The 26,468-nt window shown below is 34.5% G+C and carries 20 protein-coding genes; 8 read left to right on the top strand and 12 right to left on the bottom strand.

All coding sequences use genetic code 11. The annotated features are described in order from the left end of the window. Window positions 1–69 precede the first annotated feature (69 nt). The 4 genes from gldD to mutY are packed head-to-tail and all read right to left on the bottom strand — an operon-like array spanning window position 70 to window position 3,478. Window positions 70–630 carry a gliding motility lipoprotein GldD gene (gene gldD / locus BB050_RS05315; RefSeq protein ID WP_066032864.1) on the bottom strand — a complete coding sequence of 187 codons (561 nt, stop codon included), beginning with the start codon at window positions 628–630 and terminating at the stop codon, window positions 70–72. After that, window positions 623–1,927 (bottom strand): gliding motility-associated protein GldE, encoded by a 1,305-nt coding sequence (locus tag BB050_RS05320; protein ID WP_066032865.1) that lies wholly within the window; start codon window positions 1,925–1,927, stop codon window positions 623–625. The genes gldD and BB050_RS05320 overlap by 8 nt, the downstream gene beginning before the upstream one ends. 27 nt (window positions 1,928–1,954) lie before the next feature. Then, on the bottom strand, window positions 1,955–2,395 hold the full coding sequence (locus tag BB050_RS05325) for a single-stranded DNA-binding protein (protein ID WP_008466647.1): 441 nt from the start codon (window positions 2,393–2,395) through the stop codon (window positions 1,955–1,957). Window positions 2,396–2,431: 36 nt separating this feature from the next. Next, the gene (gene mutY / locus BB050_RS05330; protein WP_066032866.1) at window positions 2,432–3,478 is read right to left on the bottom strand and encodes an A/G-specific adenine glycosylase; all 1,047 of its coding nucleotides are present in this window, start codon (window positions 3,476–3,478) and stop codon (window positions 2,432–2,434) included. Between the two features lie 140 nt (window positions 3,479–3,618). Here mutY and BB050_RS05335 point away from each other — a divergent pair, with 140 nt between their 5' ends. The 4 genes from BB050_RS05335 (at window position 3,619) to BB050_RS05350 (ending at window position 7,549) form a co-directional block, all read left to right on the top strand. Then, window positions 3,619–3,909 (top strand): HU family DNA-binding protein, encoded by a 291-nt coding sequence (locus BB050_RS05335; protein WP_007805026.1) that lies wholly within the window; start codon window positions 3,619–3,621, stop codon window positions 3,907–3,909. 380 nt (window positions 3,910–4,289) lie between these two features. After that, on the top strand, window positions 4,290–5,834 hold the full coding sequence (locus tag BB050_RS05340) for an Rne/Rng family ribonuclease (RefSeq protein WP_066032867.1): 1,545 nt from the start codon (window positions 4,290–4,292) through the stop codon (window positions 5,832–5,834). 149 nt (window positions 5,835–5,983) lie between these two features. Further along, window positions 5,984–6,772: a hypothetical protein gene (locus BB050_RS05345; RefSeq protein ID WP_066032868.1), complete on the top strand. Its 789-nt coding sequence runs from the start codon at window positions 5,984–5,986 to the stop codon at window positions 6,770–6,772. A gap of 12 nt (window positions 6,773–6,784) precedes the next feature. Next, on the top strand, window positions 6,785–7,549 hold the full coding sequence (locus tag BB050_RS05350) for a hypothetical protein (protein WP_066032869.1): 765 nt from the start codon (window positions 6,785–6,787) through the stop codon (window positions 7,547–7,549). Between the two features lie 2 nt (window positions 7,550–7,551). Here the strand turns inward: BB050_RS05350 and pbpC are convergent, their stop codons facing one another. From pbpC to BB050_RS05370, 4 genes are all read right to left on the bottom strand, one after another. After that, entirely contained in the window at window positions 7,552–9,927 is a 2,376-nt protein-coding gene (gene pbpC, locus BB050_RS05355) for a penicillin-binding protein 1C (RefSeq protein ID WP_066032870.1), read from the bottom strand. 249 nt (window positions 9,928–10,176) lie between these two features. Further along, complete coding sequence (locus BB050_RS05360; RefSeq protein ID WP_066032871.1) at window positions 10,177–15,864, bottom strand: alpha-2-macroglobulin family protein; 5,688 nt, start codon at window positions 15,862–15,864, stop codon at window positions 10,177–10,179. Window positions 15,865–16,040: 176 nt separating this feature from the next. Beyond that, entirely contained in the window at window positions 16,041–16,673 is a 633-nt protein-coding gene (locus BB050_RS05365) for a hypothetical protein (RefSeq protein WP_066032872.1), read from the bottom strand. 11 nt (window positions 16,674–16,684) lie between these two features. Continuing rightward, a complete protein-coding gene (locus BB050_RS05370) occupies window positions 16,685–17,128 on the bottom strand; it encodes a nucleoside deaminase (RefSeq protein ID WP_008466631.1) in 444 nt (147 codons plus the stop codon). Between the two features lie 61 nt (window positions 17,129–17,189). On the opposite strand from BB050_RS05370, the gene BB050_RS05375 reads away from it, so the two are divergent. From BB050_RS05375 to BB050_RS05385, 3 genes are read left to right on the top strand one after another with little or no spacing between them, the layout of a single operon-like run. Beyond that, window positions 17,190–17,825 (top strand): energy transducer TonB, encoded by a 636-nt coding sequence (locus BB050_RS05375; protein ID WP_066032873.1) that lies wholly within the window; start codon window positions 17,190–17,192, stop codon window positions 17,823–17,825. Between the two features lie 51 nt (window positions 17,826–17,876). Then, a complete protein-coding gene (locus BB050_RS05380; protein WP_066032874.1) occupies window positions 17,877–19,664 on the top strand; it encodes a 1-deoxy-D-xylulose-5-phosphate synthase in 1,788 nt (595 codons plus the stop codon). A gap of 32 nt (window positions 19,665–19,696) precedes the next feature. Next, window positions 19,697–20,698 (top strand): DUF3078 domain-containing protein, encoded by a 1,002-nt coding sequence (locus BB050_RS05385; protein ID WP_008466626.1) that lies wholly within the window; start codon window positions 19,697–19,699, stop codon window positions 20,696–20,698. 75 nt (window positions 20,699–20,773) lie between these two features. On the opposite strand, the gene BB050_RS05390 is transcribed toward BB050_RS05385, so the two are convergent. From BB050_RS05390 to BB050_RS05400, 3 genes are all read right to left on the bottom strand, one after another. Then, window positions 20,774–22,120, bottom strand: coding sequence for a deoxyguanosinetriphosphate triphosphohydrolase (locus tag BB050_RS05390; protein WP_066032875.1), 1,347 nt, complete (start codon window positions 22,118–22,120; stop codon window positions 20,774–20,776). Between the two features lie 208 nt (window positions 22,121–22,328). Further along, window positions 22,329–22,922, bottom strand: coding sequence for an outer membrane beta-barrel protein (locus BB050_RS05395; protein WP_066032876.1), 594 nt, complete (start codon window positions 22,920–22,922; stop codon window positions 22,329–22,331). Between the two features lie 191 nt (window positions 22,923–23,113). Next, window positions 23,114–23,692, bottom strand: coding sequence for an outer membrane beta-barrel protein (locus BB050_RS05400; protein ID WP_066032877.1), 579 nt, complete (start codon window positions 23,690–23,692; stop codon window positions 23,114–23,116). A gap of 148 nt (window positions 23,693–23,840) precedes the next feature. On the opposite strand from BB050_RS05400, the gene gldA reads away from it, so the two are divergent. Next, window positions 23,841–24,737 carry a gliding motility-associated ABC transporter ATP-binding subunit GldA gene (gene gldA / locus BB050_RS05405; protein WP_066032878.1) on the top strand — a complete coding sequence of 299 codons (897 nt, stop codon included), beginning with the start codon at window positions 23,841–23,843 and terminating at the stop codon, window positions 24,735–24,737. Between the two features lie 313 nt (window positions 24,738–25,050). Here gldA and BB050_RS05410 read toward each other — a convergent pair whose 3' ends face one another. Continuing rightward, window positions 25,051–26,451, bottom strand: coding sequence for a pyridoxal phosphate-dependent decarboxylase family protein (locus tag BB050_RS05410; protein WP_066032879.1), 1,401 nt, complete (start codon window positions 26,449–26,451; stop codon window positions 25,051–25,053). Window positions 26,452–26,468: the final 17 nt, after the last annotated feature.

The raw sequence follows: 26,468 nt of genomic DNA on the forward strand, positions 1-26,468 counted from the left end.
CCGGATATATCAACACGATGATAAGACACAATCAAATTAAATGAAAGTAAACTTTTATCTGTTTGCTTTTTACTTCCACTTCAATGTTTCCATCAAACGCTGCATATCATTTTTAACATAACTCGCAGCAGGCATAATCGAATCAAAGTTTGGTTTTGCGTAAAAGTACATCGAACCAATTAAAAAGTGTTTGGTACTGTCGGTAACGTAAAACTGAGAATTTGTCGCTGCATTTCCATCTACTTGATAAAACATTCCGTAAACCTTTTTCTGTGGATTTAAGTACGGCTGTTCCAGAATATCATCGGCTTTAATAACGTGCTCGTAAGTCAGTTTTTGAGCGTCGCGTAGTAATTTATCAATATTGCCATTTACTGGCTTGTACGTCAAATAAATGGTCGCTTTCATCTTTGGATACGTGATGGCAAAACCGCATTCTTTTTCTCCTTTGATAATCGCATCCTCGTTCATTTGAAAAGTGAACGGACAAGTGTTTTCAAAATTCACATATTTTGCTTCTGGATAATCTAATCGCAGGAAACTCGCTGGTTTAGGCAGAACATCATTTTTACAGCTTATAACCGTTAGCGCAAGCAAAATTGCTGTTATTGAAAGTATTTTATTAAGCATTTTTATTTATCGTTACTTTTATTTGTTTTACACGCTTTTTGTCTACTGTTTCTACGGTGAAAATACAGTTTTCAAAAGGCACTTTCTGATCTTTTTTCGGGAAATTACCTAAAATTTCCAGAATAAATCCAGCCAATGTTTCTGCTTCCCCTTTATGGGCTTCAAAAACATCTTCGTCAACATCTACAATTCTGTAGAAATCTTTCAAGTTTATTTTTCCTTCAAAAAGAAAATTATTTTCATCAATTTGAGAGAAGTTGAGATTTTCATCATCAAATTCATCACTAATATCACCCACTATTTCCTCGATAACATCTTCTAAAGAAACCAATCCGGAAGTTCCGCCATATTCATCAACCACGATTGCAAGATGGCTTTTTAAACTCTGAAAATCCTTCAATAGATTATCCAGTTTTTTATTCTCCGGAACAAAGAACGCTTCTCTGATCAAAGAAGTCCAATCAAATTCTTCTTTATCAATATGAGGCAATAAATCTTTTACGAAAAGTACGCCTTCAATTTGATCGATATTATCTCGATAAACTGGAATTCTCGAAAATCCTGTTTCAATTATTTTAGGATAAATTTCTGCGAATGTTTCTGATATTTCCAATGCAAAAATATCAATTCTTGGACTCATTACCTGCTTTGTATCGGTATTTCCAAAAGAAACAATTCCTTCAAGGATTTTCTGTTCTTCTGTTGAAGTCCCTTCCGAATCGGTAAGTTCCAATGCCTGAGAAAGTTGATTGACAGAAAAATTACTTTTTTGCTTTCCTAATTTGTTTTGAAAATATATCGTAACAGCACGCATTGGCAAACTGATCGGAGAAAGCACTTTATCTAAAAATGCCAGCGGATAAGCGACACGTTTGGCAAATCGAATGCTATTTCTGCTTGCATAAACCTTAGGAAGCACTTCGCCAAATAATAAAATTAAGAAAGTAACCAGAATTACTTCGAGCGTAAATTTAAAAGCTGGTGAACCTACATTGGCAAAAATATTTTGTCCTATATACGCAAATAGGATCACTACTCCGATATTGAAGAAGTTATTTGCAACCAATAAAGTTGCTAGAAGTTTTTTAGGCTTATCTAATAAATTTGAAATAATTTTTCCTTTTGCAGGATTATCGTTTAAAGAATTGTCGATATCTTGCTGTGACAAAGAAAAAAGAGCAACTTCAGCACCAGAAACGATTGCTGAAAGAAATAACAAAATAAATATTCCGACGAAACCAATAATTAAATTGGCGTCAAGATTGGTAGAAAAAAGTAAACTGGGCTCTGGGTCCAAATTGCATAAAATTAGTTAAACATCACTCTAGAAAGGCAAATCATTAATTGGAAGCCCTTCGTTAGCAGCATCAAAGTTAGTATTTTTTGCCGACTCTACATCCTGGTTTTGTTTTGTATAAGCAGTTTCTTTTTTGGTTGTCAGAAAAGTAAACTCTGTAACCTGAATTTCGGTCGTATATTTTGTCGTTCCATCTTCTGTCTGCCACTGACGAGATTTTATTCTTCCTTCAACATAAATTTTATCTCCCTTAGAAAGATATTTTTCGCAAATCTCTGCGGCTTTATTACGCACAACCAAATTATGCCATTCTGTAGAGGTAATCTTCTCATTGGTCGTTTTATTGATATACACTTCATTTGTAGCCAGCTGAAAACGTCCGATGCAGTTTCCTCCATCAAAATAATGCATCTTTACATCATCGCCTAAATGGCCAATAAGCATCACTTTATTTAATGTTCCGTTCATAGTTTTTGGTGGTATTTCTACCAAAGATACATTTTTTTAGCAATTTATTTCTTGCTTTTCTATAAAATTATATATCGCAATAGGAAAAGGAAAGGTTTTTAATTTTTGGGAATCTATTCCGTTTTCGATTTTTTCTTGCACTTTGATTTTCCAGAATTGTATATGCAGATGCTGATGCGAAAGCTTATGTACAATGGTCGATTTACTGTAATCTTCTATACTTATAATAGTATATTCTGGAAAAATTTCATCTTTTGCTTTTTTGGAAACTTCGTTAAAACCAACAATTGATTCCGTTTCCAACAACGGAAACTCATATAAATTATGCCAGATTCCTTTTTGGGTTCTTTTCTGAATTAATGTATTTCCTAAAACATCTTCCAAAATCAGATAATTAAAATATCGATTGGTCACTTTAAGCTTTTTAGATTTTACAGGAAGCATATTTACCTTTCCTTTTTGCAATGCAGCACAACTTTCGTTAAAAACGCAAACAGAACAATCAGGGCTTTTAGGCACGCATTGCAACGCTCCAAACTCCATTATTGCCTGATTGAAAAGCGCTGGATTATCCTTTGGCATTAATTCTTGTGCCAAAGCCGCGAACTCTTTTTTAGTTGCCGGAACCGCAATATCAGATTCGATATCAAAATAACGAGCCAATACTCTAAATACGTTTCCATCAACGACAGGAACAGGTTCATTATAAGAAAAAGAAGCTATTGCCGCTGCGGTATATTCGCCTACCCCTTTAAGCTTAAGCAGTTCTTTATAAGAATCAGGGAAAATTCCATTTAAATCATTACTTATATATTGAGCTGTTTTATGAAGATTTCGAGCACGCGAATAATATCCTAAGCCTTGCCAGAGTTTCAAAACCTTCTCTTCTGGAGCATCTGCCAAATGTTTTACAGTAGGAAATTCCTTTATAAATGAGAAAAAGTAAGGCATTCCTTGCACAACTCTCGTCTGCTGAAGCATAATTTCTGAGAGCCAAATTTGGTACGGATCGACGGTTTTTCGCCATGGCAAATCGCGTTTATTCTGTAAATACCATTTTATCAATATGTTATGAAAATTCATTGCAAAATACTTAGATTGCAAAAGTAAATGTTTATGTAATTAAAATTTAACGAATTAGCTTGATTAATTATTTTTTTAATTCCTATATTTGCAAACTCAAAAAAATAGTACACCATTTATAAAATAAAATAGGAAAGAAAATGACGAAAGCAGATATCGTAGCGAAGATTTCAGAGAAACTAGGTCTTGAAAAAGGAGACGTTCAAGCAACAGTAGAAACTTTTATGGAAGAAGTTAAGACTTCTTTAGAAACTGGAGACAATGTATACTTAAGAGGTTTCGGTAGTTTTATCGTTAAAACTAGAGCTGAAAAAACTGGAAGAAACATTTCTAAAAACACTACTATTAAAATTCCAGCACACAACATTCCTGCGTTTAAACCTGCAAAAGTTTTTGTAGAAGGAGTTAAAACTAACAACGAAGCAAAATAATATTAATTAACATAAATCTGACACAATATGCCAAGTGGTAAAAAAAGAAAGAGACATAAGGTAGCTACTCACAAACGTAAGAAAAGAGCGAGAGCTAACCGCCACAAAAAGAAAAAGTAGTTTTAAACTACTTTTTTCTTTTTAAACGTTCATTGAAATTGGAGTTTGATAGTCTCAGTCACAGAATACAGTTTGCAGCTTAAACTGCTTACTGAGACTGAAAACTGGCAACTAACTCCACCGGGTTAATACCTGTTAAAATATTGTTTAATCCATCCTTACAATTCAGTTATGAGTTATGAGTTATAAGTTATGAGTTGTAAAACTTGAAACTTGAAACTTAAAACCTGAAACTAAAAGTCTGGATAAAAATTTACAGTGTGAATAAAGAATTAATCATTAGATCTAGTTCTGATGCAGTAGATTTTGCCTTATTAAAAGATGGAAAACTAATTGAATTACACAAAGAAGAAGAAAAAAGCAACTTTCAGGTTGGTGATATTTTTATTGCAAAAATCAGAAAACCAGTTGCGGGACTTAATGCTGCTTTTGTGAATGTAGGTTTCGAAAAAGATGCCTTTTTACATTATCATGATTTGGGTCCAAATCTAGCTTCTCAGCTGAAATTCATAAAACTTGTAAGCGCAGGTAAATTAAAAGATTTCTCCCTAAAAACCTTTCAGTTTGAGAAAGAGATTGACAAAGATGGCATCATTACTGATATTTTAAGTGCCAATCAATCTGTCTTAGTTCAAGTAGTTAAAGAACCTATATCAACCAAAGGCCCAAGAATAAGTGCTGAGCTTTCTCTTGCCGGAAGATTTATCGTTCTAGTTCCTTTTTCTGATCGTGTTTCTATTTCTCAAAAAATAGAAGACAAAAAAGAAAAGGATCGTCTTAAAAAACTTGTTCTATCGATCAAACCTAAAGGATTTGGTGTTATTGTTCGTACAGTAGCCGAAGGCAAAAACGTAGCCGAATTAGAAAAAGATTTGCAGAACCTGCTTGGCAGATGGTCTGCAATGTGTAAAAAATTACCAACTGCTCATCATCCATCAAAAGTATTAGGAGAGCTTAACAGAGCTTCTTCGATATTAAGAGATGTATTTAATGATACCTTCAGCGGTATTCAAATAGATGATGAAGAGTTGTACCACCAAACGAAGGAATATTTGCAAGAAATTGCACCTTCAAAACAATCGATTGTTAAGTTTTATCAATCAAATGATACTCCGATTTTTGAGAAATACAATATAGAGAGACAAATCAAAACTTCATTTGGCCGAACTGTTTCCATGAGTAAAGGTGCTTATCTTATTATTGAACACACCGAGGCTCTTCACGTTATTGACGTAAACAGCGGAAACCGTTCTAATAAAGCGACCAACCAAGAAGACACAGCCATGGAAGTAAATATGATTGCCGCAGCAGAAATCGCTAGACAGCTTCGTCTGCGTGATATGGGCGGAATAATCGTAGTTGATTTTATCGATATGTCTAATCCTGAAAACAGGAAAGTTTTGTTCGACTTCTTGCGAGAAGAAATGAGCGACGATAAAGCAAAACATAAAATATTACCGCCGAGCAAATTTGGTTTGGTCCAAATTACAAGACAGCGAGTAAGACCAGAAGTGAATATCAAAACCAGAGAGGAAGATCCTAACAAACATAATGGTGAAATTGAAGCTCCAATTTTAATCATTGATAAGATCACCGCTGATTTAGAAAGACTTTTAAAAACCCACAACAAGGTTGTGCTTAATACACATCCGTTTGTGGCTGCATACCTCAGCAAAGGTTTTCCATCATTACGTTCAAAATGGTTTTTTGAACATAAGAAATGGGTGAAAATCATACCTCGTGACGCTTACACGTACTTAGAATACCATTTCTATGACAAAAAAGGAAATGTTATTACAGAATAAAAACATCAAACCGTCCCGATGCATCAGGACGGTTTTTTTTATGCTTTTTCGGATCTCATTTTTATGTCCTATAATGGCATATAAAAAACTTCTATCAGCCATCTAATTATCTACCATACATTATGTTTGTCATATTTTAATTGATTTATATGACAGCTACTACATGTCTTTTTTCGTTAGCCAAAACAAAAAACATCCATTACCTGGTTATTCTTTTTTTGTTTTCATTCAAACTATCGGCACAAAATGACACTATTTATTTTAATTCGGAATGGAAAACTACTGTAAAAGATTCTGCTATTTATTACCGATTGAAACCTGTTAAAATAAAAACAAGAAAAGCCATTGGACGAAAAATACCATATGTAGATTCTCTTTATGTTATTAAAGATTACTATGTAAAAAATAATGCATTGCAATTTGAAGGTTACACAAAAGATGTGGAGGGAAACGATAATGTCGGAAAAGCAAAATGGTTTAAGGAAGACGGCAATGTTCTTTACTCAAGAGATTTCAACAAACCTGCTCCAGGAACATTTAGAGTGCCCAGTCCGCCAATCGCTTATATAAATTATAGCGTCACTGACAAAAGTCTTCTAACTGCAGGTTATGAATTTTGCTTACACTGCAAAACCAACAATAAACTATTTTTAGGCATTGGATACGGTCTCACAAATAGTTACAATGGGCAATATTATGGTTTACCCGATCTGCATTTATCACAAAACATCTCCATATTATTTGCAAAAATTGGAACCACCCACAAAAATGGCTATATAATGGGCGGACTATCACTAATGAATTTCATAGATTTAGGGTTTGGATATTCCTTACCGTATAATTCAGATAAAGCTCCGGCTTTTGAAGGATTTACGATGAGTCTAAATTTAAGATTTACAAGAAATAGAAAAGCTTACAGCCAATTTATAGGCTACTAAATAATTTAAAAAATGAAAACCTGCATCACTATAATCTTCTTAATGTTACTTGCTCCATTGTCAGCTCAAAATGACACAATCTTTTTTGATAAAAACTGGAAAACAAGCAACAAGGAAATAGCTTTTTATTACCGAATTAAACCTTTAAAAGTAAAAACAAAAGATGCTATAGGTTATAAAATCAAAAACATCGATTCTCTTTTTATTATTAAGGATTATTATCTAATCAATAATCAATTGCAATTTCAAGGCTATTCAAGTGATTATAAAGCGGAACAATTATTTGGCAGAGCGGAATGGTTTAACAAGGATGGAAAAATGATTGACTCCAACAATTTCGATTACAAGAAAAACACCAATAACTCAAAATTTAAAATTCCAGAATGGCCAATTATATATCTGAATTATTCAATTGCCGATAAGAGTCTTTTTACAGGCGGTCTTGAATTCTGTCTAGATTGCAAAAACAAAAACAAACTCTTTTTGGGTGCGGGATATGGAATTACAAACAGCTATAATGGCAAATATTATGGGCTTCCCGATATTCATTTATCATACAATACAGACTATCTTCTATTTGTAAAAGCAGGCAGTTCCTCAAAAAATGCTTATGCAGTAGGCGGTTTAACTGTATTTAACATGATAGATTTAGGTTTAGGATATTCGTTTGCATACAACAAGGAAAAGATTCCAACTTATGAAGGATTTACTGCTTCAATCTCGTTTCGAATTTCTAAAAACAAAAACGTGTACACGAAACTCAACATCATACAATAAACCTATTCCCTCACAATTTCAATTTTTCTTCTAATTTCATTTCCGCTGGCATCCACAACTGTAATATAATGTGTTCCCGTTGTTGGAGCAATTGGCAATTCATGAAATGTTTTTGTTGTTGCTTTATAAACATCATCTACATACCAAAACAATTCTTTATCTTTTTCGGAATAAGCCACTTTTAAAATCACAGGCTGTACATTACTATTAAAATCTTTTGTCAAATAGATTTTACTATTCGCCTTTGGATAAATAAAATCCATTGTAGTAGTTTGCGTTCCTTCGCATCCTTCTTTGAATGGCGGTAAAGGCAAATATTCGATATGCTGGCTTTTGTAATACCATGCCATAACAGGAGGCAATACAAACCAGTTTTTAGTTACAATATTATCGATACTCTCGCAACTGCTGTTTACCTGAAACTGCTCTGTTTTGTCTAAATGAATTGTTCTGTGATAAGGACAAACTTTAGTCGATTTTCCTTTTTTAGTAACCCATTGCTTAATTTTCGGGCAATTATCCTTTGCCAGATAGCCACTTAAACGGCAAACCTCAACTTCGGCCAAATCATTATAAGGCGTATCAAACCATCTTTGTCTTGGCAGCAAATTAAAAACATCGAATAAAATTGGAGCCGCACTGGTTACTCCCGTCAAAGTTGGCCTTCCCTCACCTGTCGCATTCCCAACCCAAATTCCGACCACATATCTGGAATTGGTTCCAATTGCCCAAGCATCTCGGTTTCCGAAACTTGTTCCCGTTTTCCATGCAATTTTAAGCGAACTGTCGTAAAACTTCCAAGCTTCGTCTCCTTCGGGTCTATTAACCTCTTCCATTGCGTTGTAAGTCAACCAAATTGATCCTGCACCCAAAATATTCTTCTGATCAGTTTCTGAGCCAAGATCAGGCTTAAAATCGTTTTTATAGTTGAGTTCTGTAAATTCGTTAGTTCTGTATTTCGCTTGATGCTTTGTGTAATAATTTAACGTTGAAGATAAATTGGCGTATGTTCGGCATAAATCCCATAAGTTGCTTTCGGCACCTCCTAAAATTAGCGACAAACCATAATGATCAGGCGTTTTATTAATATTCTTTAATTTAAACTTTTGAAGCTCTTCGTAAAATTTATTTACAGTAAATTCCTGAAGCATTAAAACTGCGGGAATATTTAACGAACGGGACAAAGCACGATGTGCAGGCACAGCTCCGTCAAACGTTAAATTAAAATTCTGAGGCGTATATCCCGAAATCTGCGTTGGAATATCCGCCACTAAAGTATTCGGCAACAATTCGCCATCGTCAAGCATTGCGCCATACAAAAGCGGTTTTAAAATACTTCCTGTACTTCTTGGCGCATCAATAATATCAACATCTTTTTGATGGTCTTTATCCGTTGGAGAATTTCCAACATAGCTCATTACATTTCTATTCTGCACATCAATTACCAAAATGGCCAGATTATGAACTTCATTTTGTTTGTACTGATTATAATAATATCGTGCAATTTGATTAACTCTATTCTGCAAAGCATAATCAATTGTAGTTTTTACCCTTGTTCCTTCTTCATCTTTTGCCACTCTCTGCAATAAATGAGGCGCAATTTGAGGAAGATCATACGGTTTTTGAGGAAGAGGCTCTTCTACAGAAAGTTCATACGTCTGCTTGTCGATTATGCCTTCCTGATGAAGTTTTAGCAGAAGCCGGTTTCGTTTGTTTAATAATTTTATCTGATTCTTTCCTGGATAAATTAAACTTGGCGCATTGGGCAAAACGGCTAAAACTGCATTTTCCGCCCAAGATAATTGATTGGATTGTACGCCAAAGTAACGCCATGAAGCCATTTCTAATCCAACAACATTCCCTCCAAATGGTGCATGCGCTGCATACATTTCAAGAATTTCATTTTTAGAATAACCTAATTCTAATCTTGTAGCGAGAATAATTTCTATTATTTTTTCGAAATAGGTTCTGTTTTTTCCTTTTCGAGAAAGTCTGATTACTTGTTGCGTCAACGTACTTCCTCCTCTGACTACTTTTCCTGCTTTTCTATTTTGTTTAAAAGCATTTATCATCGCACCTGGATTAAATCCCGGATGTTTATAGAAATATTCGTCTTCAAAATAAACGATACATTTCTTGAATTTGTCAGGAACGCTATCCTGTGCAGGAAACCGCCATTGTCCGTCACGAGCAATTTTAGCTCCTAGAAGTTCGCCTTCTCTGCTTTCTATTACGGTTGAATACGGTTCTTTGAATAAAGTTCGAGGTATTGAAAAATAGTAAATCAGCAAAAGCAGAAATGCAATTGCTGATTTTAGTTTATTTTTTTCAATCCAGTTTATAATTCGCTGGAGGAATGCTTTTAATTTATTTTTCAATACTTATTTTTTTTTCACCGCAAAGGCGCAAAGATTTACGCAATCCCGATAGCTATCGGGACGCAAAATTTTTCTCTCGCAGATTGAGCAGATTTATTTTATCTGTTTGATCTGCAAAATCTGCGGGAGACTTTTTTTCTCAAAGCTCACAAAGTTTTTTTGCCACAGATTACGCGGATTAAAAGTTTTTTTTATTCGCCACGAATTTAAATTATGACAAATTAATTTGTGAATTCGTGGCTAACAACTTTACTTCACAACCTCAACCCAGAATCCTTTTGTTCTAGCTAAGAACGTATTATCATACATCGCTTCGCATTGCAATCCAGGTAAATAATAATTTCCTAAATACGATGCGTTCAATAGAATTTTGAAAACTTTGGTTTCTCTCGCTTTCATTCCGAAATAGAAATTCGTTCTGTCGTCACGAATGTCGATATAATCAGCAATATTATTTACAGCATCTCCATAATCTGTGAAACGAGTATTAACAATTTCGAATCCAGAAGGCAGAATTTGCGATAACGCTACGTTTTGAACACTTTCTCCTCTTTGGTTTTTAATTGTAACCTCCGCAACAAATTCAGTTCCTTGATTAATTTTTGAAACATTGATTACGCTTCCTTTTCTATTCTTAAAAACAATAGAAGCAGTGACATCACTTTGAACCGCATTTTCTTGTCCTATTGGCAATATTCCAGTATTCAATACACGAACATAAACTGTATTCGCCTTATTGTTTTTCAAGGCAATACTGTTTGTACCAGAAGCAACAGACAAACTGCGATCTGCAACCGATTTACCTGTATTTATCGTCTCTCCTTTTCCGTTTTTACTAAACTGAATATTGATTCCTTTTGGACCATTACTCACAGCAAATTTTGACATTGCATATAAACAATAAGCCGTTGTCTGGGTACTCATCCATTGGTTAGCTGACATTTCTTTGGCTAGTTTTGTGGCCGTTACAAATGCTTTCTGCTTTTGGTCTAATAAAAGCATGGTTTCTAAAGCCATTGCTCTATTTCTTTCGCTTGAACCATAATAGTAATAACTGTAGCCATCTGAACTTCCGTCGATACTCGTTCTTAAAAATAAACTCTGTCCAGCAGATTTTTGTCCTGCCAAAACATAAGCCGCAGCCAAACGAAGCATACTTTCATTCGAAATTCCTTTTGTCTCTCGAAGTCTATTCATTGATGATAAATCTGCATTTCCTGCTAAAGCTAAAGTGTACAAACGATATGCTTGCGCTAAGTCATTTCCGTATTTTGGTTCAAATCGCCATTGTTTTGCTTCTTTCTGCTGATAACCTAACCATTTCGATTTAAAGTTTATTGGCAGTACATATCCTTTTTTCTCTGCTTCAATCAAGAAATGTCCTGCGTAAGAAGTTCCCCAATCGTCTGCAATTGCATTTCCTTGCCAATACGGCATTCCGCCATTTGATAATTGGAAATTACCCAATCTCGCAATTCCTGCAGCAATATTTTTCTGAATCAGATCTTTGCGTTTCGCATCAATATCAGCCACATCACCCAAATACAATTGTGGGAAAACTGACGAAGTAGTCTGTTCTACACAGCCATGAGGATACTGAATTAAGAACTGTAATCTTCCGTTCAGATTCATAGATGGCATAGACGAAACTTCTAATCTTGCTTTGTTACTTCCTGCAATTCCGAAAGTTTTCCATGAAATTGTTTTAGTGCTATTTGGCGTTAAAACAACATCTGTAAAAGTACTCGTAACCGGATTCGGGTTCGTCATATCGATTTCAACATCATAAACTGATTTCTCGCTTCCAGAAGTTGCGATTACCTGAACTTTTGCAATTCCAGTCGCAGAACCAACAACCAAATTAAAATACGCCATTTTTTCATCAGGCTGTGCAAAATTTAGTTTTTGAACCGCACTTCCCGCAACTTTCAATCCGTTGCTTGTTTTTACCTGAACTGTTACGTTTTTAATCTTTTTTTCAGTTGCAAAAACCGTCACAGGCAATGTCACTTTTTCTGATGGCGAAATTTTTCTTGGCAGCGAAGCTAAAACCATCAACGGACTCTTAACTTGTGTTGCTTTTTCAACGCTTCCGTAAGCGCTTGTATTTGCATCTCCCGCCACAACCATTGTTCGAACTGAACCAATGTATTTTGGCAATTTTAACTGATGTGATTTTGTTTCGCCTTTTCCTAATTTGAATGGCCCGTAATACAGCACTACAGGTTTAAAACGGTTGGCTTTTTTAGCTTTTCCGCCTCCTAAATCCTGATCACCACCAATACTGAAAATCTGGTTTATTTTTCCGCCATAAGCGCCAATTACATCATCGTAAACGTCCCAAGTTTTTACTCCAAGTGCTTCACGAACATAGAAACTATCCCAAGCATTTGGTGTTTTAAAACGAGTTAAATCTAGAAGGCCTTCATCTACAACGGCAATTGTATACGTCATTTCTTTACCTGATTTCTCCCCTACTTTTACTGTAAATGGCTGTTCTGGTCTTAATACATCTGGCATATTAAGTGTTGGTGCCAAAATGGTATTTTTATCTACAACTTCAATTGGCACAATTCCGTACATACGAATTGGCGAATCGTTTTTAGTAGAAGCGTGAGGCTGTAATAATGTAATGTTGAAATATACATTGGGCGCCATTGCTCCTGTAATTGGAACCTCAACTTTAGTTTCTCCTTTTTTAGTCTCAGCCCAAATAGTCTGCACTACTCTTGAACCGTTTTCTACAGAAATTAAAGCACGTCCGCCTTCACTTGAAGGGAACGAAATCTGTGCTTTTTCTCCAACAGCATAATTCTTTTTATCTGTAGAAAAAACCAACATATTCGCTGTAGAAGCGTCTCTGTTGCGTGTTTTTCCAGACCAGATTGGCCAATCGATATTTACCGTTAAAGAAGTTGCATGTCCGCTTTCTCCGTCTTCAATACGAATTAAGTAACGCCCCCATTCCTCATCTGTTAAAGCAAACTGGAAACTTCCTTTTCCGCTTGAATCTGTATTGATTACAAAGGTTTTGTATGAAGTCGTTGCATTTGACGAATTATAATTGGACAAATTATCGCTTGAAGAATCCCACCACCATCTCCAGTCTACTTTATAAACTCTTACTTCAAGATTACGAACTGATTTTGGTCTTCCGTTTTCATCAACTGTAACTACATCAAAACGATTGTTTGCTCGCGTTTCAAGCATGCTGTACTTGTTCAGTTCTGGCGTTTTAAGTCCAACATAAGTTTTGTACGGAGAATAAGTTGTTGACATCACATCCGTACTAAAATCTCCGCCTTCTTCATATACTTTTGTAATGAATGAAGCGCGAAGCATTCCCGGTGCCTGACCTTGCAATCTTGGCTGAATGTTTACTGATGCTTTTCCATTTTCGTTTAATTTCCCAGAGAAAACATTGATTTCTTCTGTACTGAATTGACGTGCCAAATCATCAAAAGTATATTTTTCATAACCTTTAAAAGTAGTTGCCTGCTGAGAGAATTTCGCCTGCATCTCTACATTCAAATTCTTGGCAATTGCGCCGTGAAGCCACGTTACTTCAAGATTATCCGTGTTTGGATAAGAAGCCGAAAGTGTTTTTCTGCTAAAGGTATTTTTGATTTTTAAACGATTTGGTTTAATCGTTTCAATCTTAATGCTCTTATAGAATTTAGCTCCACCAACGCTCACCATCGCTTCCCAGTTTCCTGTTGGCGCATCCTGATTTGTTGGCACTATAAAGGCATAATGATTTAAATCATTTGTTTTTTGAACGGTTTGATAAACTGTTTTACCATTCGGATCGTTTAATCTGAATTTGATTGGATGCGATTTCGGAAGTTTATTAGCGGCATCATTCAAAATAAATGACAAATACAAATTATCTCCTGGACGCCAAACGCCTCTTTCTCCGTAAATAAATCCTTTTAAGCCTTTTTGTAAAGTCTCACCTGAAACATCAAAATTACTTACTGATAACGAAAGTCCGTCATCCAGCTTTACGTAAGTCGACTGATCGCCTAAAGTTACAATTGCGAAATAGGCAAATTTATCCAATTGGAAAGATGCAATACCTTCGCTGCTTGTTGCTTCTGTTGCAATTTTTTGTTGTTGGAAGTTGTATAAATCTACTCTTGCGTTTGAAACTGGCTCAGTTGTAACGATATTGTTTACAGCAAATAGATACGATTTATTTTCGCCTCTTTTTGCAATAACTCCTAAATCTGAAGCTAAAATATTAGTTGCAATTCTTGCATTGTAATAGTAAGAGCCTGTACAAGGATCTTGGCTTTCTCTCCAATCGTAATCATCATAATAGTAATAATCGTCGTAAGAGTTTCCGCTGTAATTCACGTCGTTTTCATCTACTTCTTCCTCCTCCGCTTCGTCGTCATTTCCTTCTGATGTTTCGCATTTATAAAGCGAATATTTCTTTTTATAAACAAATTCAACTCTGTAAATTGCGCCTGGTTCTGGCTTGATAATTTTAGATAAATCTAAGGCATATGTATTCCATTTAGAGAGATTTACGAGCGTGCTTTCCCTTAAATTCAGCGTAGTTTTGGCAATTGGCTGTGCTACTTTCTTTAGGTTTTGCCCTCCATTTAATTCGTTGTATTGAAGAAACTGCAAGATATTATTTTTGTAAATCTTATACACTTTTACATCAACAGCGCTTAAGTTTACAGCTTCGAAATTTAATTTTAAATTGTTTGAACTTGGCAGAATCGTTCCATTTTTTACAAAACGAACATTTGGTTTGATCTGATCAAAAGAGATTTTCTCACTATAATTGTTTTCCAGTTTTTTACCGTACTGGCTTTCTATTCCCTGAAAAACTTCCAACAATAATTCACCCGTTACAACTTGTTCTGGCTCTTCGTCTGGCACATATTCAACTACTTCTTCTGCAACTGTGGCAGCTGAATCTACAGCAACTGCGGCTGAATCAACCACAACAGCAGCCGAATCTACAGCGACGGCAGCTGGCTCTTCTGCAACTACTGCTACGGGTTCTTCTTTTTTAGGCGCGTTTTGATTCGTAAAATATACTTTAAGTAAATTCCCTTGTGTAGAAAATTTCAGATTATTAGTGTTTTGAATCGAAACCAATCCAGCAAAATCCTGTCCTTTTTCTAAAGGTTCTGAGAAATTAATTAAAACCTGCTGATTGTTTCCGTCTGGAACTTCAACTTTTATAACTTTAAATTCATTGATGCTTGTAATCGGGAAATCAATTTGTCCTTTCTGATCAATATCGAAATCACTTCCATCATAAATAATTTCCAAGTTTGAAGCTTCTGTTTGACGCTGAATACTATCAATTATAAAACGGAATTCTTTTGCCGGACCAGATACTTTCTCAAATTTAATTTTAAGATTATTTCCATTGTGTTTGGCTTCAACCAGTTTTTGAGCGGTTTCCAAATCAATATTATCAGCTGTTTTTAAAACGCAGTTTAAATATTGATATTCTTTGCTGTACGACTGAATATCGCCTGTATTAATGGTAAAATCCTGTTTTACTGTTTTGACTGTAAAATTGAATTTCGAAAGTTCCTTTTCTTTCTCTTTTGGAATCGCAGTCAGTTTATCTAAGTTTAAAGTAACCTGATATTCTGTTCCCATTTTAAGTTTTTTCTCTGGAATAAAAGCCAAAGTATTTGTCGAAAGTGCAATCACTTTTCCGCTTACACTGGGCGAAATATCAAACAAATCGCTGTCTAATTCCTGATTAGGTTTCCAATCGTTTTTATCGAAAGCCAAAACCACACGGATATCAGAATCTGCAGAAACGATACCGCCAGTAAAACTAGTAATGTAATCTTTGAATAACGAAAAATCAGAATTGAAATCTGCAGCTGATTTGCGTCCACAGGATTCAAATATAAAAACCACTAAAAATACGAGAAATAATCCTTTTGCCTTCACTTTTATTGAGAGTTAAATGGTTAACAAATTCAAAATTTAATAGATTTTACTGCTATAAGATGCAACAGAAAAATACAAATTAAATCACGATAAAAGTAAATTATTTCTTGATTTATTTAAGAAGAAAATTCTCTAATAATGATTATTTAACTTTTGTTGAAGTTTTATCATTGCTCTCAAAGCTCAGAACCTAATTTTGACAAAACTTTATCCATTTCAAGAAAGTGTACTTCGGTATTTGAGGAATAATGCATTTGATTGCCATTTATGACAACAATTACATCATCTGAATAATTTCCATAGAATTTTATTCCTTCAAGCCATTGCCTGAAAAAAACTCCTTTATTTGAAAAATTCTGAGTAATGAAATCTAATTCATTTGGTTCGATTTCATAAAATGTATCACAAGTAAAATCTAATGCAAAACTTGCTTGTAAATACGCCATTGCAGTGAAAAAATCTGTTAATGTTTCTGTTTCCAGACTCCATTCTTTTTCATCATAACTCATGTAAACTGGAGGATTAGATTTTGACAAATCCTCTTTGTGAATTCCCCAAACGCATGCCTTTTGATTTTCAGAATAAAATATCAAATAATCATCGTTTTTATAGTATTGAAAACGTTCTGGAACAATCAACAAATCCTGTGTATGATTTAAGTTTTGAATTTTACCTAATTCAGCATAATAATCAACAAAAACTTTAGGAAGCTGTCTGAATATATCTTTTACGACTTGAATTTCATCGTTTGTAAAACCATTTGGCTCTGCAATATGAAATAGCTTTTTTATTACTGAAAAATCTGTCATGTTATTTAGTATTATTTACGTCTTTCGAGAAAGAAACGTTTCATTAAATCGGCAGCTTCGTTTGCCATTACACCAGAAACAACAGTAGTTTTAGGATGCAGTTTTGTTCCCATATTAATAAAACCGCGTTGTTCATCTCGCGCACCAAAAACGATTTTAGAAATCTGGCTCCAATACAAAGCTCCTGCACACATTTGGCAAGGCTCGAGTGTTACATAAAGCGTACAGTCTTTTAAATATTTTCCGCCAAGAAAGTTTGCCGCTGCGGTAATGGACTGCATTTCGGCATGAGCCGTAACATCATTTAGCAATTCTGTCAAATTATGACTTCTTGCAATAACTTTATCGGCTACAACTATAACAGCACCAACAGGAATTTCGCCTTTTTCAAAAGCTGCTTCTGCTTCCTGCAAAGCTTTTTTCATGAAATATTCGTCAGTAAAAGGATTTTCCATAGATGCAAAAATAGGATTTTAGAACTTATTTTTTATTACTTTTAAATCGTGATAATAGAATATGGAAAGAAAACATAAAATAACTGTTCAGACAAACTGCAAATTGTTTTTGCCAATGCTGTCTGCGGTTATAACTGCACTTTTTTTCGGCTGTCAAAACAAAGAAGATAAAAAACAAGAAATTAAAAATGTTGAAGTTGTCACAAATATTTCAGCAACAAAATCACAAACTGTAGATACTACTATAAGCAGAAAGAAATTAGAACAAACGCAATCGCCTACACTAAAAGTTGAACAAGCTACATTAAAGAAAAATATACTAACAGTATCTGGAGAATCTACCAAAGATAAATCTTCTGAACCTGATAAAGTAAAAAAAGATGATCCAGCATCATCCCTAAAACCCTTTTCAAGTTCTAACGCTGAGTTCCCAGGCGGTATCGACCAATTTCATACTTTCTTCATGAAAGAATATAAAAAGCCAGAAAATGTAAATTACTGGAAACTTAATTTTACGCTTGCATTTGCTGTAGAAAAAAACGGAAGTGTTTCATTTCTTGAATGTTCTCCAGCAGTTGAAGAACCTTTAGAAAAAGAAATTATCAGAGTTTTAAGTTTATGCCCGAAATGGCAGCCGGGAGAATCAAATGGAAAAAAAGTCAGAATGCAATATTCTGTTCCTATTTTATTGAAGTAGACTCGGCAAGAAAATTAAATTTAAAACCGTAAATTTGCTTTTTACCATACAATGAAAAGCGATTTACTTTCTAACATATACAATCCTGCCGATTTGCGTCTTTTAAAAGAAGAACAGCTTGCTCAAGTTGCTCAAGAACTTCGTCAGTTTATTATTGATATTGTTTCTGTAAAAGAAGGTCATTTAGGAGCAAGTTTGGGCGTTGTAGAACTTACAATTGCTTTGCATTATGTTTTTAATACACCAGATGATTTATTGGTTTGGGATGTTGGGCATCAGGCGTACGGACATAAAATCCTGACCGAAAGAAGAGAAATTTTTCATACCAATAGACAGATTGGAGGAGTTTCGGGTTTTCCGAAAAGAAGCGAAAGTGTTTACGATACCTTTGGTGTTGGACATTCTTCCACTTCGATTTCTGCAGCACTCGGAATGGCGATTGCTTCTAAATTAAAAGGCGATTTCGATAAAGAACATATTGCAGTAATCGGCGATGCTTCTATTGCCAGCGGAATGGCTTTTGAAGGTTTAAATCATGCTGGAGTTACAGATGCCAATATTTTAGTGATTCTAAACGATAACGCCATCGGAATTGATCCGAGCGTTGGTGCTTTGAAAAAATATCTTACCTCGGTTAAAAACGGAAAAAATCCGCGACAAAATAATATTATTAAATCTTTGAATTTTGATTATTCAGGGCCAATAGACGGTCATGATCTTCCTAAATTGATCAAAGAATTAAATCGCCTTAAAAAGATAAAAGGTCCAAAATTCCTTCATATTGTAACTACCAAAGGAAAAGGATTGCAGCAGGCAGAAGAAAATCAGGTAAAATATCATGCGCCTGGAAAATTTGATGCCTCGACTGGAGAAATTCATTTAAAATCTGAAGAAAATCTTCCGCCCAAATTTCAAGATGTTTTTGGCTTGACTATTTTAGATTTAGCCAGAAAAAATGAAAAAATAATCGGAATCACACCTGCAATGCCATCTGGAAGTTCATTAAAATTTATGATGGACGAATTCCCAGAACGTGCTTTTGATGTAGGCATTGCCGAACAGCATGCAGTAACGCTTGCAGCAGGAATGGCCACTCAGGGTATGATTGTATATTGCAATATTTACTCCACATTTTTACAGCGCGCTTACGATCAGGTTATTCATGATGTAGCGTTGCAAAATTTACCTGTAATTTTTTGTTTGGATCGTGCCGGATTAGTCGGTGAAGATGGTGCAACACATCATGGTGTTTTTGATATCGCTTATCTGCGTTCAATCCCGAATATGGTGATCTACGCTCCGCTGAACGAAATTGAACTGCAAAACATTCTATATACGGTTCAATTTGGAATAGATCATCCTATTGCGATTCGATATCCAAGAGGTCGTGGAGTCTTACCAAATTGGGAAGTAGAAAATTTCGGACATTACAAAAAAATAAATTGGAACGAAGCAAAATGCTTGAAAGATGGTACGAAAGTTGCTGTGCTATCGGCCGGAACAATTGGAAATAATGTTATAGAAGCGCTAAAAGAATCAACCCATTCCAACGAAATTGCCCACTATAACTTTAGTTTTATTAAACCACTAGACATCAATACATTAAAAACCATTTTTTCAACTTTTGAACGTATAATTACTATTGAAGACGGGGTTAAAAATGGTGGTTTTGGAAGCGCAGTTTTAGAGTTTGCAGCATCACATAATTTTAAGAATTCTATTAAAATTTTGGGTGTTCCAGACGAGTTTATCGAACATGGAACCGTAAATCAACTGCAAGAATTGTGTAAAATTGACGTTAAAAGTTTAATAAATCTTTTTTCTAACGGTTCAAAATAATTATTTTGCGAAACCAAAAAAAAATTACCTAAATGAAATTATTGCGTTCTACCCTTTTGCTATTATTGCTTTTGTGTACTTCTAATAACTTTGCCCAGATTATACAAACCACTTTAAGCCCAAATCAAGCACCTAAACCGCCATCCAACTGGAGCAAAAAAAATCAATTAGGGTTTGACATTTCCGAAATTGCTTTTGTAAACTGGAGTGCTGGGGGAACAAGTTCTATTTCAGGTTTATTTAAAGGTGAATTTAATAGAACTTACACAAAGAAAAATCATAAATGGGTAAACGAGCTTATCGTAAAATATGGTTTAAACAAACAAGACGGAATTGAGTTAAGAAAAACAGACGATGCTTTTCAGTTCAACTCAACTTATGGTTTTAGAAAAGATACGGCTTCAAACTGGTATTACTCTTCTAAATTAAACTTCAACACACAATTTACAGACGGTTATAATTATCCAAACCGAGATGTCGCGATCTCTAGACCTTTTGCGCCAGCTTATATCTTTCTGGGAGCCGGAGCAGAGAATTCAAATAAAGAAAAAAACAGAGTATTTTACTTCTCTCCTATTACATTAAAAACTACTTTAGTACTTGATCAATATCTTGCCAATCAAGGTTCTTTCGGGGTTAAAAAAGCGGTTTATGCGCCAGACCCGCTAGATCCTACACAACAGATATTAATTGAAGAAGGCCAAAAAGTAAAAGCCGAATTTGGTATACTTTTTACAGCTTATATGAAAAACGAAATCTATAAAAACGTTTTTTATGAAAACAGATTAAGCTTGTATACCGATTACCTAAACAAATTCGGAAATGTCGATATTGATTATGATACACGCCTTGATCTTGTTGTCAACGCATATGTAAAAGCAAATATAGGCGTTCACTTAATTTATGACGACGATATTAAAACAAAAAAAGATGTGGTTGACCCAACTACAGGAGCAACGACTCAGGTAAATGACGGACCAAGAATGCAGCTAAGACAAGTTCTTGGCGTTGGTTTGGTTTACGCTTTCAAATAAATAAAATAAGAATTAAAAAAATGCCTCTTTCATGAAATCTTGGAAGAGGCATTTTTTATTTTAAATGAAAATCAATTAACGTTTTTTCTGTCCTTGAATGGTTTCATACAATTCAAGTGCATTTCCATCTGTAAGAAGCGAAACATAATGACAGATATGCAATAAACGTTCGTATAGATTGGTTTTCTCTAAATGATGTTTCTCTGGCAACATTTTCAAAATCAGTTTATCGTAGTTTGAAGCCGTTCCTTCATATTTATTATTGAATGCTGTTATGAATTTATCCAATAATGTTTGAATGATTTGATAACCGACAATTTCTTTTTCAATCACTTCACGGCTCTGATAGATTTTATCAACACTAAGTTTGATAATATCATTCATTTGTGCTTTGTACTTGCTTTTATCTGTTAATGCATACGGGAAGTTTCCAGCCAAAATTGCTTCTTCATTTTCAACAAAAACATTTACCGCATCATTAATTAAAGTACCAATTGCCAAAGCTCGCAAATAACTAATGCGATCTTCTTTTGTAGTTAAAGATTTATATTTAGAAACTCCAATATTGTCTTTTACCAAATTAATCAAATACTCTAAGGCAAAATCTTCAGAAACCAAACCTAAATTGATTCCGTCCTCAAAATCGATAATTGTGTAACAGATATCATCTGCTGCTTCGACCAAATAAGCCAATGGATGTCTTTCAAAACCAATATCTTCACCAGATTTATTGGCAATCATTCCCATATCTTTGGCCACTTCTTCAAAGAATAATTTATCCGACTGAAAGAATCCGTACTTTTTATCGGCAATATTATTGGTCGGTTTTTTTGGAAGACTTTCTTTTGGATACTTCATAAATGCGCCTAAGGTTGCATACGAAATACGAAGTCCTCCCTCAATTCCGGGGCGACTTGCTGTTAATACAGAAAATCCGTTAGCATTGCCTTCAAAATCAATCAAATCCTGCCATTGTTTATCGGTAAGCTGGTTTCTATATTTCTGACCATTTCCAATAGAAAAATATTCACCAATTGCTTTTTCTCCAGAATGTCCAAAAGGCGGATTCCCAATATCATGCGCCAATGACGCTGCGGCAACAATTGCTCCAAAATCATTCATGTGATAACCGTGAACTTCTTTTAGATAAGGATACTTTTCAATGATTTTTTTTCCAACCAAACGCCCAAGCGAACGTCCAACAACAGAAACTTCCAAACTATGCGTTAAACGCGTATGCACGAAATCTGTCTTAGAAAGCGGAATAACTTGTGTTTTATCTTGTAAACTTCTAAAAGCGGAAGAAAATATAATTCGGTCATAATCTACCTCAAATCCTAAACGAGTATCATCTTGTTCTACGCGTAATCTTTTGCTTGTATCTCCCTGACGTTTTAATGATAAAAGTTGTTCCCAGTTCATTGTTGAATTTTAGATATTAGATTGATGATTTTAGATTAATCATCGAGACTTCAAAAATACATTTTATTTTTAGGATAAAATATGGCTCAGATTAATTTGATTAGAAGATTAAATGTTTTCTTTGCCACGAATTTTAGTTTTCCATAATATCACCAAACAAAAAAAGCACTCCAAGTTGGAGTGCTTTCATATTATAAGAAATCAAAAATTAAAAGTTTTTAGAAATTCCGATGTTTACTGTTTTTCCAAAATTGACGAAGAATTTGCTATAATCAGAATCATATCCTTCATCATCAAGATCATAGCTTAATGTTTCATATCCTAAACCACCAATACTAAAGTTTAAACCAAAACCTTTTTTCATATTGATAAAAAGCGCAGGAGTTATACCAGTGTAAATCCCGTTACCCCCATTGGTAGAAGTAAGTGATCCATTATCATAATATTTATTTTTCTGATTTTGATAACCGATGCCTAAATCTGAAAAAACTGAAAAAGTTTCGTTTAACGGAACTGTGTAACGTACAAACGCACCTGCTTTATATGCAGTGTATTTTCCTTCTCCATCTTCAATACTAGATTTTGAATACGTTAAAGAAAGCTCAGCTCCAACTGTCCAGTTCTCATGAAATTGATACCCTACTTTTGGAGAAAAAGCAAGTGCATCTGTTTTGGTCGGCGAAATTTCGCGCTCATTTTTTTCAGAGTTATAACTAAAATTTCCACCAACTAAAATTGTTCCCTTTTGGGCATTTGCAAAGCTAACTATAGCTAATGCAAGAATAAGTAGCATTTTTTTCATATATGGTATTTATTAAGATTTCATACAGCAAACAATTAAAATACCAACATCGAATCGCAATAATTTTCTTAACGATTAATTAAAAAACACTCATTTCAAACAGATTAAAAATTAAAATAACACTAAGAAATGGTTATAAAAAAAGCGCCCCATTTGGAGCGCTTTCTGAAATTGAATATAAAAACTAAAGATTAGAAGTTTTTAGAGATTCCAATGCTTGCTGTTTTACCAAAATTGAAATTAAATCTGCTAACATCTGGACCGTTGTTATCATAATTTAATGTTTCGTAACCTAAACCACCAATGCTGAAGTTAAGACCGAAACCATTTTTCATGTTAATAAAAAGAGCTGGAGTTACACCAATATACATTCCATCTGCTTTATATTTTGTGTAGTTTGATCCAACGTAATCTTTTTCAGTTTGATTTTGGAAACCAGCTCCTAAATCTGCGAATACTGAGAAAGTTTGGCTTAATGGCATTGTGTAACGTACAAATGCACCAAATTTAGAACTGTTTGTTTTGTATTCATTTACACCTTGATCATCTTTTGAAGAAGCAACTGTAAACTCACCTCCAACTGTCCAGTTTTCGTGAAATTGGTAACCTACTTTTGGAGAAAAAGCAAATTCATTTGATTTTCTTTCTGCATTACCAAAATCTCTTGTTTCAGAAGAATAAGAGATGTTTCCACCTACTAATACTGTTCCTTTTTGTGCGTTTGCAAAACTGCAGATAGCTAAAGCAGCCATCACTAACATTTTTTTCATAATTTGGGTTTTATTTTAATTTTAGCATTCCCTTAACAATAACAATGCCGTGAATGCAGGGCTGCCCATTTTTTTTATGATTACTTTAAAAGATAAAATTTTAGCAATCGAGATTATTTCTGTTTACTTTTGTAGCAAATAAAAAGTCATGTCGATAGAAGTAAACAGCATATCAAAAAGTTACGGAGAGCAAAAAGCTTTAAATGAAATCTCTTTTAAAATTGAGAAAGGAGAAATCGTAGGATTTCTTGGTCCAAACGGAGCTGGAAAATCTACGTTGATGAAAATTTTGACCACTTATTTACTTGCCGATAGTGGCTCAGCCCTTGTAAATGGTCACGATGTCATGACAAACGCAAAAGAGGTGCAACGCTCGATTGGGTACTTACCAGAACATAATCCGTTGTATTTGGACTTGTATGTTCGTGAGTATTTGGCATTTAATGCCGATGTTTATAACGTGCCAAAATCAAGAATCGAAGAAGTAATTCAACTGACAGGACTGACACCAGAAAGCCATAAAAAGATTGGACAGCTTTCTAAAGGATACCGTCAGCGCGTCGGATTGGCAAATGCTTTGCTTCACGATCCAGAAGTTTTAATTTTGGACGAACCAACTACCGGGCTGGATCCGAATCAGTTAATGGAAATTCGTAATGTGATCAAAAATGCGGGAAAAAATAAAACAGTTTTTTTATCCACACACATTATGCAGGAAGTCGAAGCAATTTGCGATCGTGTCATAATTATAGACAAAGGACAAATTGTTGCAGACAATAAATTAGACCATTTGGTAACTGCCGACAAAGAGCAAGTTATTGAAGTAGAGTTTGATTACAAAGTTGAAGAACAGCTTTTGGCTAAACTAGAAAATATTTCCTCGTACATAAATACACATGACATGACATGGGAACTAACTTTTGTTACAGACAAAGATATGCGTCCTGCCATCTTTGACTTTGCCAACGAAAATGGATTAAAAACTTTACAATTGAATCAGAAAAATAAAAATCTGGAAGCTGTTTTTAGAGAAATTACTAAGTAAGTTTTCAGTCACAGTCACGATCTTCAGTTAGAAAAGCGGTTTGTTTTATAAAACAAACCGCTTTTTTATTCCTTACTATACCCTCTTCTCTACCAAATTAAGGATTTTTCAATAAATATTTACTATTTTTATTTAGACTTGTTATAAATAATATTATATTTGGCAAATCAAATTTAAATGTCATGTATAGCTCAATAGTGGTAATGCATTTATAACAAATTTAATTTCGTTCTTTAAATACCTTGTTTTTTGTTTTTTTTTGTGTTAGTCAAGAGCCTGTTCCTTCAAACAGGCTCTTCTACTTTTATAAGGTTTATATTTTTGAAAGCACTTCTCGCATTTCCTCAATTACAAGTTTCACATCATCTTCTGTAGTTCTCCAATTTACAAAAGAAGCGCGAATACCTTTTCTGTTTTGATAAACTGTAGGCGTCATAAATACTTTTCCTGTATCATTCAATACAGATAAAAACTGGCTCACTTTTTCCTGATTGTGTTCTCCTTTCAACGTAAAGCAGACATTATTCAAACGAATTGGTGCTAAAAGTTCAAAATCATTTTCTATTAAAGCATTTCCAAAATGCAAAGCCAATGCTGTGCTATCTTCAATAAGATTTCTAAAACCTTCTTTTCCGTAAGCCTTAAGCGAAAACCACACAGGGAGTGCACGCAAGCGGCGTGAATTTTCGGGAAGCACATTTAGATAATTAAAGTTCTCCAGTGCATTTCCTAAATAAGGCGCATTTGAATTCTGAAAAGTTTCAATCTGAAGATTAATGTGTTCTTTTTTAATCAAATAAAAAGCACTTTCATATGGCACATTCAGCCATTTATGACAATCAATAGTAATACTGTCAGCGCCCTCCCAGCCTTTTACATAGTGTTTGTATTTTTCCGAAACAGCAGCAAATCCGCCAAAAGCACCATCAATATGCCACCAGAAATTGTATTTTTCTTTTAGTGTTGCAATGGCTTCAAAATCATCAAAATCGGCAGTATTTACCGTTCCTGCACTCGAAATAAGGATAAAAGGTTTTCCGTTTAAAGCTTTGATTTTTTCTTCTAAATCAACAATATCCAAAGCCTCACGGTTCCCTTCAATTGTTTTTACAACCGTATAATTCTGGCTTCCAATTCCTAAAAGCGACAAACATTTTATAGAAGAAGAATGGGGTGTCGCTGTTAAGATATTGATTGGTTCTGAAACTCCGTTTTTAGCAAAATCTTTCCCTGACTGTTTCCCAAACCATTGTCGGGCAACTCCAAGAGAAGTGAAATTTGACATCGTCGCGCCTGTAACGAATCCGCCTAAAAATGAATCAGGAAGCTCTAATAATTGCAATAATAAATTAATAGTTTCAAATTCTATTAAAGCTGAATTCCCGCCTTGGGATGTAACTGACTGCGTGTTTTGATCGTAAACCGATGCCAGCCAGTCTCCTACTATAGAGGCTGGTGTTGAACCTCCTGTTACAAATCCCCAATATCTTGGACCTGGCGAAGAAACTATCAAAGGAGCCAATCTTTCATTAAATTCTTTTAAAGCTTCAATAGATCCCAAACCCAATTCGTTTAAGACTGTTTTAGGATCAATCGAATAAGTATTCGATGTGGGAATATTTTCGATATTATTGAGAAAATCAATTCCCTGCTGTTTTGTTTTTTCTAAAATATTCTCAAAATTATTGAGATCATGCTGTAATATTGAATTCATAAGTTTGTTGTATTAGT

Origin of the sequence: Flavobacterium anhuiense (assembly GCF_001705175.1) — a bacterium.
Classification (GTDB): Bacteria; Bacteroidota; Bacteroidia; order Flavobacteriales; family Flavobacteriaceae; genus Flavobacterium; species Flavobacterium anhuiense.